Raw genomic sequence first — 13,002 nt, forward strand, 5'->3', positions numbered from 1 at the left:
AGTCAATAAATACGATAAAAAACGCCTTCCTACGAAGGCGCTTCTCCATCTTATTTAGTTCCCCAAACAGCCTCACTGCTGCCATTCAACACACTAAACGTCATCACGTTCTTCTCTCTCACCGAATCCCACTGGCGTAAAAATACGCCATTATACGTCTTGCCGGCTAACGTGATTTCGGCTGCGTCATTTCCAGTTTTCTTCCACGTTCCGGTCATTTCCCCGGAAATGGTGTGGTCTTTGTTGAGCTGAATGTTGATGGTTTTTTTGATGTCGGCTGAGATGTCTTTTCCGTGCTGGATGAGTTTGTATGTTCCTGTGATGTCTTTTTGCTTTACTTTTTTCAGTGTTTCACCTGCGTATCGATATGGCGCTGCTACCGGCCAGCCGTCTTTGTTCATGAACATCTGGTGGACCCTGACTTCGTGTTCTTCACCTCTGCCCGGGAAGCGGGTGTGGAAGATTAAATAGGAACGGCCGGTTTTTTCGTCATAATAGGCTGAGTTGTGGCCCGGTGAGACGTATCCGGCTCCTTTTTCAGTTTCTGTTTCAAATGAATAGCTGCCCATGAGTTTGACGCCGTACGGCTCAATGGAGCGGTCATCGAAGAATGTGCCTTCTTTGCCTTTGACATCAATCATTGGATTGCCCTCTGCGTCATAATACGGGCCATCTGGTTTTTTGGAGCGGGCGACACGGATGTTGTAGCCGCCTGTTGCGTCTAGACCGCCATATGATAGGTATAAGTAGTAGTAGTTGGTGTCTGGATTGTAGAGGATATATGGGCCTTCGATTCTGCTGTGGTTGCCGCCGAGCAGTTTTTTGCCGTACCCCTGTCCAGGGAGCGGGAAGCCAGTTTTCGGATTCATTTCCAGGATGAAAATGCCGCCTGAATATGAACCGTACACCATCCACAGCTTGCCGTTTTTATCAAAAAAGGTGTGCGGGTCTACGACGTTCGGGTGTTTTGTTGCGTCATACGGTGTTCCGTCATTGCTTGTGCCTTCCATGCCTGATTTCAAAAAGATGCCCTTGTTTTTATAGGGCCCTTCGATGTTGTCAGCGACGGCCACTCCCATGGCGGATCTTGGTGAGTCACCGCGGCAGGCGTTGTAGTACATATAGTATTTGCCGTCCGCCAGCTGCGCGACATCAGCCGCCCACAGGGTATCGGATTGCGCCCATTCGAAGGTATCTTTTAATTCTTCATAGACATTGGGAATAAGAGGGTTATTGTTGCTGACACTGCTAGTCAGCTGCTGCCATTGCATGAGGTCATTTGTTTTCGCTGAAGCTAAGTGAGATCCGAAAACATAAAAGCTGCCGTTCGTCTCAATGATGGAAGGATCATGGACGCTGACTTCTTTAAAGACGGGTTTTTCTGCCTTTTGTGCATGGGCAGCGTTGGGCAGGGTGAAAGCCATGAGAAGAGCAGCAAGAAAACATACACGAAACAATCGGTTGAACATCTAAACAATTCGCCTCTCTTTTTTATTAAAATTTAAACGCTTACATTCCTCTATGAAGAAACCCCAGCCTATTAAAACAGCCGAATGTTTTCATATTCAAACAGATAGGTGATTTCTCACTGTTCTCTTACATTGTCTGGCTGTTTGCGCAGAACTGCTGCTTGCATATCCTCTCCTTCATAGTTCAACTCTTTTGCTGTTTCTCCTTCTTTCATCACTCTGTTTTTCATTCGCGTACATGTAATAACTGCTTTGTCCGTTTTTGTAAAGTCGTCGACTGTGATACAGCCATTTCGTTGTCGGCATTTTTTAAGATGATGCCTGACTGCTCGTCAACACCGGAGTCATTTGGCTTGGCGGTGCTGAGGATGTCATTCGGCAGGCTCTTGAGAAAATGCCTTGCGAAAAATACGACTTAGTAAACGCATATTGAGAGTAAGACAGCGGCGCTTGCCTCCTGTCTGGATATCGTGTGCAATCGCTGAAAAAACCCGTCCTGCTTTCTGCGTCACGATATCACAATACCAATCTAACTTGTTAAAGACTGTAAAAAACCTTTTGACTTCTATTGCTGAAACAATTAATATAATACTCAGTTAATAGTTATCAGAATTTTTAGGAATTGAGTGATTCATATGACACTGCACAAAGAGCGCCGGATCGGCCGGCTGTCTGTTCTTCTGCTGCTTCATGAAGCTGAAGAACGTTCACAGGTCGAGGAGCTGGAGCGAGATGGATGGAAGGTTTGTCTCGGCAAGGTAGGATCAATGGACGCGCATAAAGTAGTAGCCGCAATTGAAACCGCTTCCAAAAAGAGCGGAGTCATTCAATCCGAGGGTTACCGTGAGTCACATGCGCTTTATCATGCGACGATGGAGGCTTTACATGGCGTGACCAGAGGTGAAATGCTGCTTGGATCACTGCTTCGGACGGTTGGCCTGAGGTTCGCCGTTTTGAGGGGAAATCCTTATGAAAGCGAATCGGAAGGCGATTGGATTGCTGTCTCGCTTTACGGAACAATCGGGGCGCCGATTAAAGGACTTGAGCATGAAACATTCGGCGTTGGAATTAATCACATATGAAACAGCCCATAGATCTTAGACGATAGGGGGCTATGCGTGAAATCAGATTTTCACAGCATAGCCCCTTTTTGTATGGGCGCTTTACCAAAGTAAAGACAAAGGAGTTGGGCTTATGGTGACATTAGACGGTTCTTCATTGACAACAGCCGACGTCGCGCGAGTGCTGTTTGATTTTGAAGAGACAGCGGCTTCCGAAGAAAGTATGGAGCGTGTGAAAAAAAGCAGAGCGGCAGTGGAGCGGATTGTTCACGAAGAAAAGACAATATACGGCATTACAACTGGATTTGGCAAATTCAGTGATGTCCTGATTCAGAAGGAAGACTCGGCGGCGCTGCAGCTGAATTTAATTCTTTCACATGCCTGCGGTGTCGGCGATCCTTTTCCTGAGTGTGTTTCCAGGGCCATGCTGCTTTTGCGCGCCAATGCGCTGTTAAAAGGTTTTTCCGGTGTACGTGCGGAGCTGATTGAACAATTGCTTGCCTTTTTAAATAAACGCGTCCATCCTGTCATTCCCCAGCAGGGATCACTTGGTGCAAGCGGGGATCTGGCGCCGCTCTCCCATCTGGCGCTTGCACTGATCGGGCAAGGAGAAGTCTTTTTTAAGGGAGAAAGGATGCCAGCAATGAAAGGCTTGAAAAAAGCCGGCATTCAGCCGGTAGCGCTGACATCCAAGGAAGGGCTTGCCCTGATTAACGGCACACAAGCTATGACCGCTATGGGTGTGGTCGCATATATTGAAGCGGAAAAACTAGCCTATCAAACAGAGCGCATTGCCAGCTTAACGATTGAAGGGCTCCGCGGGATTATCGATGCGTTTGACGAGGATATTCACTCCGCCCGCGGCTATCAGGAGCAGATCGATGTCGCAGAACGAATCCGTTTTTATCTATCTGACAGCAGCCTGACGACCTCTCAAGGAGAACTGCGTGTCCAGGATGCCTATTCATTGCGCTGTATTCCGCAAGTGCACGGTGCGACCTGGCAGACGTTAGGCTACGTGAAGGAAAAATTAGAGATTGAGATGAACGCAGCTACAGACAATCCTCTTATTTTCAATGACGGTGACAAAGTCATCTCTGGCGGAAACTTTCACGGGCAGCCGATCGCCTTTGCCATGGATTTTCTAAAAATCGCAGTATCAGAGCTTGCGAATATCGCAGAGCGCAGGATAGAGCGCCTTGTGAACCCGCAGCTGAATGACCTGCCGCCATTCCTAAGCCCTCATCCCGGTCTGCAATCCGGTGCAATGATCATGCAGTACGCCGCTGCCTCGCTTGTTTCTGAAAATAAAACACTGGCCCATCCTGCAAGTGTGGATTCTATTCCGTCATCCGCCAACCAAGAAGACCATGTCAGCATGGGAACCATCGCCGCTCGGCATGCTTATCAGGTGATCGCGAATACGAGAAGAGTGATTGCGATTGAAGCGATTTGCGCATTGCAGGCTGTTGAATACAGAGGCATAGAACATGCAGCGTCCTACACCAAACAGCTTTTTCAAGAAATGAGAAAAGTCGTGCCGTCTATTCAGCAGGACCGCGTTTTTTCCTATGACATCGAACGCTTGACTGCCTGGCTGAAGAAGGAATCTTTATTACCATATCAACAGAACGAAGAATTGAGGGGGATGAACATATGACTGATGTAAAAAAATCAATCCGTGCCAACCGGGGGACAGAGCTTGAATGTTTAGGGTGGGAACAAGAGGCGGTGCTTCGGATGCTTCGCAACAACCTTGATCCAGATGTCGCCGAGAAGCCCGAAGACCTAATCGTATACGGCGGGATTGGCAAAGCCGCTCGGGATTGGGATGCATTTCGCGCCATTGAGCATTCTCTGAAAACACTAAAACATGATGAGACATTGCTCGTGCAATCCGGAAAACCCGTTGGCATGTTCCGTACGCACCCGCAGGCACCGCGCGTGCTTTTAGCAAACTCTGTTCTTGTTCCAAAGTGGGCGAACTGGGAGCATTTCCACGAGCTTGAGAAAAAAGGGTTAATGATGTACGGGCAAATGACAGCTGGCAGCTGGATTTACATTGGCTCACAAGGCATTTTGCAAGGAACGTATGAAACCTTCGCTGAGCTCGCGAGACAGCATTTCGGAGGCAGCTTAAAAGGAACATTGACGCTGACAGCCGGTCTCGGCGGAATGGGAGGCGCCCAGCCGCTGTCTGTCACGATGAATGACGGAGTTGTGATTGCCGTCGAGGTTGATGAAAATCGAATCGACAAACGAATTGAAACGAAATACTGTGACCGTAAAACAGCGTCGATTGAGGAAGCCTTAGCGTGGGCTGAAGAGGCAAAGCTGGCAGGAAAACCTCTCTCCATCGCTCTTCTCGGAAACGCGGCAGAGGTTCACCATATCCTTCTGAACCGCGGCGTCACCATTGATATCGTCACCGATCAGACGTCTGCCCATGACCCATTAATCGGTTACGTTCCCGAGGGCTATTCACTTGATGAAGCCGATCGCTTGCGTCAAGACAATCCAGACCTTTATGTGCGCCTTGCGAAACAAAGCATGAAAAAACATGTGGAAGCCATGCTGGCATTTCAACAAAAGGGCTCAATTGTATTTGACTACGGCAACAATATCCGGCAAGTTGCTAAAGATGAAGGCCTGGAGAATGCCTTCGATTTTCCGGGGTTTGTCCCTGCTTACATCCGTCCCTTATTCTGTGAAGGAAAAGGACCATTCCGCTGGGCGGCACTTTCCGGTGATCCGGCAGATATTTACCGTACGGATGCGTTATTAAAAGAACTGTTCCCGGCAAACAAGGCCCTTCACCGCTGGATCGATATGGCACAGGAAAAAGTCACGTTCCAAGGCTTGCCGTCCCGCATTTGCTGGCTTGGATATGGAGAACGAAAAAAGATGGGCCTTGCCATTAACGAATTGGTCCGAAACGGGGAGCTAAAAGCGCCTGTCGTGATTGGGAGAGATCATTTGGACTGCGGGTCTGTCGCCTCTCCAAACCGGGAAACTGAAGCGATGAAGGATGGAAGTGACGCTGTCGGCGATTGGGCTGTGCTCAATGCGCTTGTCAACACGGCCGCGGGTGCAAGCTGGGTTTCCTTCCACCATGGCGGCGGCGTCGGAATGGGCTATTCTCTGCATGCCGGTATGGTCGCAGTTGCCGATGGAAGTGAGCTGGCTGACGAACGGCTCGCCAGGGTCTTAACGAGCGATCCGGGGATGGGCATTATCCGCCATGCGGATGCGGGTTATGAACGTGCCGTTGAAGTAGCGAAGAAGCAGGACATTATCGTGCCGATGCAAAAATAAGGGAGTGATAACATGCCGAAACAAATTGATACGATTCTCATCAACATCGGTCAGCTTTTAACGATGGAAAGCAGCGGCCCGCGCGCGGGCAACAGCATGCAGGATCTTCATGTGATCGAAGACGCTGTTGTCGGAATCCACGAACAGAAAATTGTGTTCGCCGGACAAAAAGGGGCTGAGGCCGGTTACGACGCAGACGAAATTATTGACTGTTCGGGACGTCTTGTAACGCCTGGTCTCGTTGATCCGCACACCCATCTTGTATTTGGCGGATCTCGTGAAAAGGAGATGAACCTTAAGCTTCAGGGCATTTCATATTTGGATATTCTGGCGCAGGGCGGCGGGATTCTGTCTACAGTCAAGGACACCAGGGCGGCTTCAGAAGAAGAGCTGCTGCAAAAAGCCCATTTTCATCTGCAAAGAATGCTGTCCTACGGCACGACCACGGCAGAAGTGAAAAGCGGCTACGGCTTGGAAAAAGATACAGAGCTCAAACAATTGCGTGTCGCAAAAAAACTGCATGAAAGCCAGCCTGTTGATCTTGTTTCCACATTTATGGGAGCCCATGCAATTCCTCCCGAATATCAAAACGACCCAGATCAATTTCTGGATCAAATGCTTTCCCTTTTGCCTGAAATCAAAGAACAAGAGCTCGCAGCCTTTGCAGATATTTTTACAGAAACAGGCGTTTTTACAGTCAGTCAATCCCGACGTTACTTAAAAAAAGCGGCTGAGGCGGGATTCGGATTAAAAATCCACGCTGATGAAATTGATCCTCTTGGAGGAGCTGAATTAGCGGCTGAGCTAAGAGCTGTCTCAGCCGATCATTTGGTGGGCGCCTCTGATGAAGGCATACAGCAAATGGCTGAATCAGGAACCATCGCCGTCCTCTTGCCGGGCACGACATTTTATCTCGGCAAACACACATATGCCAGGGCAAGAGACATGATTGATGCGGGCGTACGTGTGAGCCTGGCAACGGACTTTAACCCGGGCAGCTCCCCAACTGAAAATATTCAGCTGATCATGTCGATTGCCGCGCTTCATCTGAAAATGACCGCAGAAGAAATATGGCATGCCGTCACAGTCAACGCCGCATATGCCATAGGAAAAGGCGAAGAAGCAGGGCAGCTCAAAGCTGGCCGCTCAGCTGATCTAGTCATTTGGCAAGCCTCGAATTACATGTATATTCCGTATCACTACGGCGTCAATCATGTACATCAAGTCATGAAAAACGGAACAATTGTTGTCAACAGGGAGGGAGCCATTCTTGGATAAATACCCTTTTCTCAGAGAGGCCGGTTCATCGTTTAAAGACCGGGATGTAACGAAAATGAGCGATCTGATAGAAAAATGGGATGGCCAAGGCATTAAGGGGCCGGCGCTGATAGGTGTCCCCCTGTCAAAATCATCCATCAGTCATTCCGGCGCTTCCTTTGCCCCCGGAACAATCCGCCAGGCTCTAAAGCATTCATCGGCTTATTCTGCGGAGCTTGGGGAACATGTCGTATCAGATTTTCTTTATGATCTGGGGGATGTCGATATTCATGTGACTGATATCGTGAAATCACATGATCAAATCTTCCAAACCATGCATGCTCTGCTTTCAGATCACCCAGATTGGGTACCGCTCATACTCGGGGGAGATAACTCCATCAGCTACTCCACCATAAAAGCGATTGCGCAAACGAAAGGAACGACAGCCGTTATTCAATTTGATGCCCATCATGATGTGCGGAACACGGAGGACGGAGGGCCGACAAACGGCACCCCCTTCCGCCGCCTTTTGGATGAAGAGATCATAGAAGGCCAGCATTTGATTCAACTGGGTATCAGAGAATTCAGCAACAGCCTGGCTTATGAAACATACGCGAAAAATCATCACGTGGACATCCGCACGATGGGAATGATTCGTGAAAAAGGACTGATCCCGACCATTAAAGAGATCCTGCCTGCCGTTCAAACTAGAACAGACTTCATTTTCATATCTGTTGATATGGATGTCTTAGACCAGTCCCATGCACCCGGCTGTCCAGCGATTGGCCCGGGCGGCCTCTATACAGACGAATTACTCGAAGCAATCAAGTACATCGCACAAGAGCCCAATGTCGCAGGGATCGAAATCGTTGAAGTTGATCCCACCCTCGATTTTCGAGATATGACAAGCAGAGCCGCAGCTCACGTTCTGTTACACGCATTAAAAGGAATGAAACGCTCCCGATTCAAGTGATCTTCCGGCAGGTTGTATTTTGGTTACAAGAAAACTCATCTGCCTGATAAACGGCAGCTAAAAGGAGGACGAAACGGTGGGTCTTCAAGAGAAAAGCGGCCATCAGCTAAAACGGACAATGAAAAGCAGGCACTTATTTATGATTTCATTGGGAGGCGTCATAGGAACAGGGCTTTTCCTCAGTACGGGCTATACGCTCAGCCAAGCCGGTCCCGGCGGTACGATACTCGCTTATTTAATCGGCGGATTGATGATGTACCTCGTCATGCAATGTCTCGGTGAATTGTCGGTCGCCATGCCGGTGACCGGTTCCTTTCAAAAATACGCCACAACATTCATCGGGCCATCTACCGGTTTTATGGTCGGCATCATGTACTGGGTGAATTGGGTGGTGACGGTAGGTTCAGAATTTACCGCATCCGGTATTCTCATGCAGCGCTGGTTTCCTGACAGCAGCGTATGGATGTGGAGTGCGATTTTTGCAGCTCTCCTTTTCGTATGCAACGCATTTTCAGTCAAATTATTTGCGGAAACTGAATTTTGGTTTTCGAGCGTGAAGATTGTCACCATCATTTTATTTATCATTTTAGGAGGCGCCGCCATGTTTGGCTTGATCTCTTTAAACGGGACGGCTGATGCCCCTATGTTTTCAAATTTCACAGGTCATGGAGGATTGTTTCCGAACGGCTTTCTCGCTGTATTTATCGCCATGATATCTGTGAGTTTTGCCTTTTCCGGAACAGAATTAATCGGCGTCACAGCAGGAGAATCCGCAAATCCTCAAAAGGATATTCCGCGTTCCATCCGTAATGTCGCATGGCGGACAGTCATTTTTTTCATCGGTGCCGTCTTCGTATTATCCGGACTGATTTCATGGAAAGAAGCAGGAGTAATTGAAAGTCCCTTTGTAGCAGTATTTGCAGAAATCGGAATCCCGTACGCCGCAGATATTATGAATTTTGTTATATTAACAGCCTTGCTGTCCGTTGCCAATTCAGGCCTATATGCCTCAACCCGTATGCTGTGGTCGTTAGCAAATGAAAACATGATCAGCGCTCGTTTTAAAAAAGTCACATCTAAAGGCATTCCACTAAATGCCTTAATCATCAGTATGGCTGTATCTTGTTTATCTCTCGTTTCCAGTATTGTGGCGCCTGGAACTGTTTATGTGGTGATGGTAGCGATTGCTGGATTTGCAGGGGTCGTGGTCTGGATGAGCATTGCGCTGTCTCAACTCTTGTTCCGAAAGAGATTTCTTAAAAAAGGGGGGAATGTAAAAGATCTGACATTTCGCACACCGCTTTATCCTCTTCTGCCTATAGCCGCTCTTTTATTATGTTCAGCTTCTTGTATCGGTCTCGCTTTTGATCCCAATCAAAGAATCGCTCTCTTCTGCGGAATCCCTTGTATCATCCTATGCTATCTCATCTTCTATTTCAGAAGAAATCTTACGAAAGCAAAAAAAATCGGACAAGAGGAATATCCGATTGATCACATCCTTTAATCAAAACAGCACACCCCACTCAGGATGGGATGTGCTTTATTTTTATTCTGTAATTAACGTATGAATCAGCTTCGGCGCCTTCGCTTCCGCTGCGATGCGGATGTTGTCATAGACTTTCGCGATGACTTCATCAACGTTTTCGCGGTTGGCGTAAAGCGTCACGAGCGGTTCGCCTTTTTCTACCTTGTCGCCGACCTTTTTGCGGAGCATGATGCCGACGGCTAAATCGATTTCGTCTTCTTTTGTGGCGCGTCCGGCCCCTAACAGCATGGCAGCGACGCCGATTTCGTCTGCGACAATTTCGGAGACGACACCCGCTTCTTTGGCTGGCACATCAATGTGATAAGCCGCTTGCGGAAGCTTAGACGGATCATCAACAATCGAGCTGTCACCGCCTTGGTTTTTCAAGAAATCTTTGAATTTCTCAAGCGCTTTGCCGTTTTTCATGACCTCTTCAAGCTTTGCTCTTGCTTCGTCTAATGTACCTGCTTTTTTCGCAAGCACGACCATCTGGCTGCCGAGTGTTAAGACAAGCTCGTGCAGGTCTTCAGGGCCTTCGCCTTTGAGCGTGTCAATCGCTTCTTTCACTTCAAGCGCATTTCCGATCGCAAAGCCGAGCGGCTGGGACATGTCGGAGATGACAGCCATCGTTTGGCGGCCGACCTTGTTGCCGATTCGTACCATTGCTTTCGCGAGTTCAGCCGCATCTTCCTCTGTTTTCATGAAGGCGCCCGCTCCCGTTTTTACGTCAAGCACGATCGCGTCCGCTCCGGCAGCGATTTTTTTGCTCATAATGGAGCTAGCAATAAGCGGGATGGAATTCACTGTGCCCGTTACATCACGCAGGGCGTACAGTTTTTTATCCGCTGGCGTTAAGTTGCCGCTTTGGCCAATGACGGCAACCTTGTCGCGGTTCACTAGCTTAATAAATTCTTCCTTTGACAGTTCCACGTGAAACCCGTCGATCGCCTCTAATTTATCAATTGTTCCGCCCGTATGGCCGAGGCCGCGGCCGGACATTTTGGCAACCGGCACATCAAGAGCCGCGACAAGCGGTGCAAGCACGAGTGTTGTCGTGTCGCCGACGCCGCCGGTTGAATGTTTATCCACTTTAATTCCTTCAATGGCAGAAAGATCAATCGTTTCACCGGAGTTCACCATAGCCATTGTTAAGTCCGCACGTTCACGATCACTCATATCCTGGAAGAAAATCGCCATGGCAAGTGCGCTTGCCTGATAATCAGGAATGCTTCCGTCCGTATAGCCGTTCACGAAAAACTGGATTTCTTCTGTGGTGAGTTCTTTTCCGTTTTGTTTTTTGATGATAATATCTACCATTCTCATTATAGTCACCGATCCTTTTCGATTATGTTCAGTAAATCAGACCTACAACTGCCGCTGTTAAAAAGCTGACAAGCGTGGCACCGTATAATAATTTCAGACCGAAACGAGCAACGACGTTTCCTTGCTTTTCATTCAGACCCTTTACAGCACCGGCAATGATACCGATGGAAGAGAAGTTCGCGAACGAAACGAGGAATACTGAGACAATCGCTGTTGTACGGCCGCTGAAATGAAAACCGTTTTGCGAAAGAGACGTCATGGCGACAAATTCGTTCGATACCATTTTTGTTGCCATAATGCTTCCGGCGTTAACAGCTTCATTCCATGGAATACCGACAAGAAAAGCGAATGGAGCAAACACATATCCAAGCAGGTCTTGGAAGGAAATACCGAGTACAGCGTTAAAAATACCATTGATCAAAGCAATAATCGCGACAAATCCGATCAGCATCGCTGCGACAACAACCGCTACTTTGAAACCATCTAAGATGTATTCTCCGAGCACTTCGAAGAAGGATTGTTTTTCTTCATTTTCTACACGGAGCATATCCTCATCTTTTGCGACCTCGTAAGGATTAATAATAGAGGCAATGATAAAACCGCCAAATAAGTTCAATACAAGAGCCGTTACGACGTATTCAGGCTTCAGCATCGTCATGTAAGCGCCGACGATTGACATGGATACGGTTGACATCGCAGAAGCGCAAAGCGTGTACAACCGCTGCTGTGACAGTAAACCGAGTTCTTTCTTTAAGGAGATAAATACTTCTGATTGCCCTAAAATCGCAGATGCAACAGCATTGTACGACTCCAGTCTTCCCATCCCGTTAACCTTGCTGAGGGCAAGGCCGATGTATTTAATAATAAACGGGAGGATCTTCCATTTTTGCAGAATCCCGATGAGTGCTGAAATAAATACAATCGGCAAGAGAACGTTCATAAAGAATGTCGATTGATCCGCATTCACCAAACCGCCAAACACAAAGTTGATTCCTTCTGCCGCATAGCCAAGCAGGTAGCTGAATCCTTGTGCAAATCCTCCTACGAGAAAATTCCCGATCCCCGTATTGAGGAGAATGTAACCGAGAATAAACTGCAAAATGAGCATGACAATAATTGGGCGGATCTTAATTCTTTTTTTGCCGCTGCTCGCGATCCACGCAAGGCCTAAAAACACGATTAAACCGATAATCCCAATCAAATACTTCATATGTGTTTCTCCTTTATTTGTATTCGCTTACATTATTATTTCCCCGGAAAGAAAAGAAGGGCACGGAAAGCGAAGTGCCTTCCGTCTGCTTCTTAATAATCGTCTCCGCCGGCTCCGTTCTCTCCTTTTACAATGGAAACACCTGCGCTTGCGCCAATGCGGCTTGCACCTGCTTCGATCATCGTGTCTACATCTTCTTTCGTTCTGATACCCCCGGATGCTTTTACGCCGATATCAGGGCCTACTGTTTTGCGCATTAAAGCGATATCTTCCTTCGTTGCGCCGCCTGTTGAGAAGCCTGTTGAGGTTTTCACGAAATCCGCTCCCGCAGAAACCGCTAAACGGCATGCACGCTCTTTTTCTTCATCTGTCAGCAGGCATGTTTCAATAATAACTTTGACAAGCGCTTTTCCGGCTGCAGCTTCCACCACACCGCGGATATCCGCTTCCACCACGTCGTCTTCTTTGTCTTTCAAAGCAGCGATGTTAATGACCATGTCCACTTCAGTGGCGCCTTTTGAAATCGCATCCTTCGTTTCGAACGCTTTTGTTTCTGTTGTGTTGGCGCCGAGCGGGAAGCCGATGACTGTACATACGTCAACTCCTGTTCCCTCAAGCTCTTTTGCAGCCAGCTGCACCCATGTCGGGTTTACACATACAGAAGCGAATTTGTATGTTTTCGCTTCTTCTATTAATTTCAGAATATCCGCTTTTTGTGTATGCGGTTTCAAAGCTGTATGATCAATTTTATTGGCTAATGTCATCCTTCGCACACTTCCTTTTTTGTTAAGATATTTTTTAGCATACCCGACTTTTGAACATATGTAAATTGGTAATTGAAATTTTGTTCAGCGAACGGTCTGAAGGTG

General features: G+C 47.9%; 10 protein-coding genes and 1 pseudogene. 6 read left to right on the forward strand and 5 right to left on the reverse strand.

Features of this window, described 5'->3' with window-relative positions; translation table 11 throughout:
* Window positions 1-50: 50 nt before the first annotated feature.
* The gene (locus tag NSS75_RS21175; protein ID WP_339234951.1) at window positions 51-1,469 is read right to left on the reverse strand and encodes a glycoside hydrolase family 43 protein; all 1,419 of its coding nucleotides are present in this window, start codon (window positions 1,467-1,469) and stop codon (window positions 51-53) included.
* 116 nt (window positions 1,470-1,585) lie between these two features.
* Window positions 1,586-1,761 (reverse strand): annotated as a pseudogene (locus NSS75_RS21180) (hypothetical protein).
* Window positions 1,762-2,104: 343 nt separating this feature from the next.
* Between NSS75_RS21180 and hutP the strand changes: the two are divergent.
* The 6 genes from hutP (at window position 2,105) to NSS75_RS21210 (ending at window position 9,579) form a co-directional block, all read left to right on the forward strand.
* Window positions 2,105-2,551 (forward strand): hut operon transcriptional regulator HutP, encoded by a 447-nt coding sequence (gene hutP / locus NSS75_RS21185; protein ID WP_339234954.1) that lies wholly within the window; start codon window positions 2,105-2,107, stop codon window positions 2,549-2,551.
* A 112-nt stretch (window positions 2,552-2,663) separates the two neighbouring features.
* On the forward strand, window positions 2,664-4,190 hold the full coding sequence (gene hutH / locus NSS75_RS21190) for a histidine ammonia-lyase (protein WP_286109108.1): 1,527 nt from the start codon (window positions 2,664-2,666) through the stop codon (window positions 4,188-4,190).
* On the forward strand, window positions 4,187-5,845 hold the full coding sequence (gene hutU / locus NSS75_RS21195) for a urocanate hydratase (protein ID WP_095712654.1): 1,659 nt from the start codon (window positions 4,187-4,189) through the stop codon (window positions 5,843-5,845). The genes hutH and hutU overlap by 4 nt, the downstream gene beginning before the upstream one ends.
* 12 nt (window positions 5,846-5,857) lie before the next feature.
* Window positions 5,858-7,123 carry an imidazolonepropionase gene (hutI, locus tag NSS75_RS21200; RefSeq protein ID WP_339234964.1) on the forward strand — a complete coding sequence of 422 codons (1,266 nt, stop codon included), beginning with the start codon at window positions 5,858-5,860 and terminating at the stop codon, window positions 7,121-7,123.
* Window positions 7,116-8,075, forward strand: coding sequence for a formimidoylglutamase (hutG, locus tag NSS75_RS21205; protein WP_024123411.1), 960 nt, complete (start codon window positions 7,116-7,118; stop codon window positions 8,073-8,075). The genes hutI and hutG overlap by 8 nt, the downstream gene beginning before the upstream one ends.
* A 76-nt stretch (window positions 8,076-8,151) precedes the next feature.
* Complete coding sequence (locus NSS75_RS21210) at window positions 8,152-9,579, forward strand: amino acid permease (RefSeq protein ID WP_101859715.1); 1,428 nt, start codon at window positions 8,152-8,154, stop codon at window positions 9,577-9,579.
* Window positions 9,580-9,621: 42 nt separating this feature from the next.
* Here the strand turns inward: NSS75_RS21210 and NSS75_RS21215 are convergent, their stop codons facing one another.
* From NSS75_RS21215 to deoC, 3 genes are all read right to left on the reverse strand, one after another.
* Window positions 9,622-10,923: a pyrimidine-nucleoside phosphorylase gene (locus NSS75_RS21215; protein ID WP_024123413.1), complete on the reverse strand. Its 1,302-nt coding sequence runs from the start codon at window positions 10,921-10,923 to the stop codon at window positions 9,622-9,624.
* Window positions 10,924-10,951: 28 nt separating this feature from the next.
* Window positions 10,952-12,133: a nucleoside permease NupC gene (gene nupC / locus NSS75_RS21220; protein ID WP_024123414.1), complete on the reverse strand. Its 1,182-nt coding sequence runs from the start codon at window positions 12,131-12,133 to the stop codon at window positions 10,952-10,954.
* Window positions 12,134-12,225: 92 nt separating this feature from the next.
* Window positions 12,226-12,897: a deoxyribose-phosphate aldolase gene (deoC, locus tag NSS75_RS21225; protein ID WP_024123415.1), complete on the reverse strand. Its 672-nt coding sequence runs from the start codon at window positions 12,895-12,897 to the stop codon at window positions 12,226-12,228.
* Between the last annotated feature and the right edge of the window lie 105 nt (window positions 12,898-13,002).

This window comes from Bacillus sp. FSL K6-1012 (genome assembly GCF_037964915.1).
In the GTDB taxonomy this organism is placed as follows: domain Bacteria; phylum Bacillota; class Bacilli; order Bacillales; family Bacillaceae; genus Bacillus; species Bacillus halotolerans.

What these genes read in the sequence shown, in the direction of transcription:
- NSS75_RS21175 (WP_339234951.1), bottom strand. Translation starts at nt 1,469, where the DNA reads ATGTTCAACCGATTGTTTCGTGTATGTTTTCTTGCTGCTCTTCTCATG.
- hutP (WP_339234954.1), top strand. Translation starts at nt 2,105, where the DNA reads ATGACACTGCACAAAGAGCGCCGGATCGGCCGGCTGTCTGTTCTTCTG.
- hutH (WP_286109108.1), top strand. Translation starts at nt 2,664, where the DNA reads ATGGTGACATTAGACGGTTCTTCATTGACAACAGCCGACGTCGCGCGA.
- hutU (WP_095712654.1), top strand. Translation starts at nt 4,187, where the DNA reads ATGACTGATGTAAAAAAATCAATCCGTGCCAACCGGGGGACAGAGCTT.
- hutI (WP_339234964.1), top strand. Translation starts at nt 5,858, where the DNA reads ATGCCGAAACAAATTGATACGATTCTCATCAACATCGGTCAGCTTTTA.
- NSS75_RS21215 (WP_024123413.1), bottom strand. Translation starts at nt 10,923, where the DNA reads ATGAGAATGGTAGATATTATCATCAAAAAACAAAACGGAAAAGAACTC.
- nupC (WP_024123414.1), bottom strand. Translation starts at nt 12,133, where the DNA reads ATGAAGTATTTGATTGGGATTATCGGTTTAATCGTGTTTTTAGGCCTT.
- deoC (WP_024123415.1), bottom strand. Translation starts at nt 12,897, where the DNA reads ATGACATTAGCCAATAAAATTGATCATACAGCTTTGAAACCGCATACA.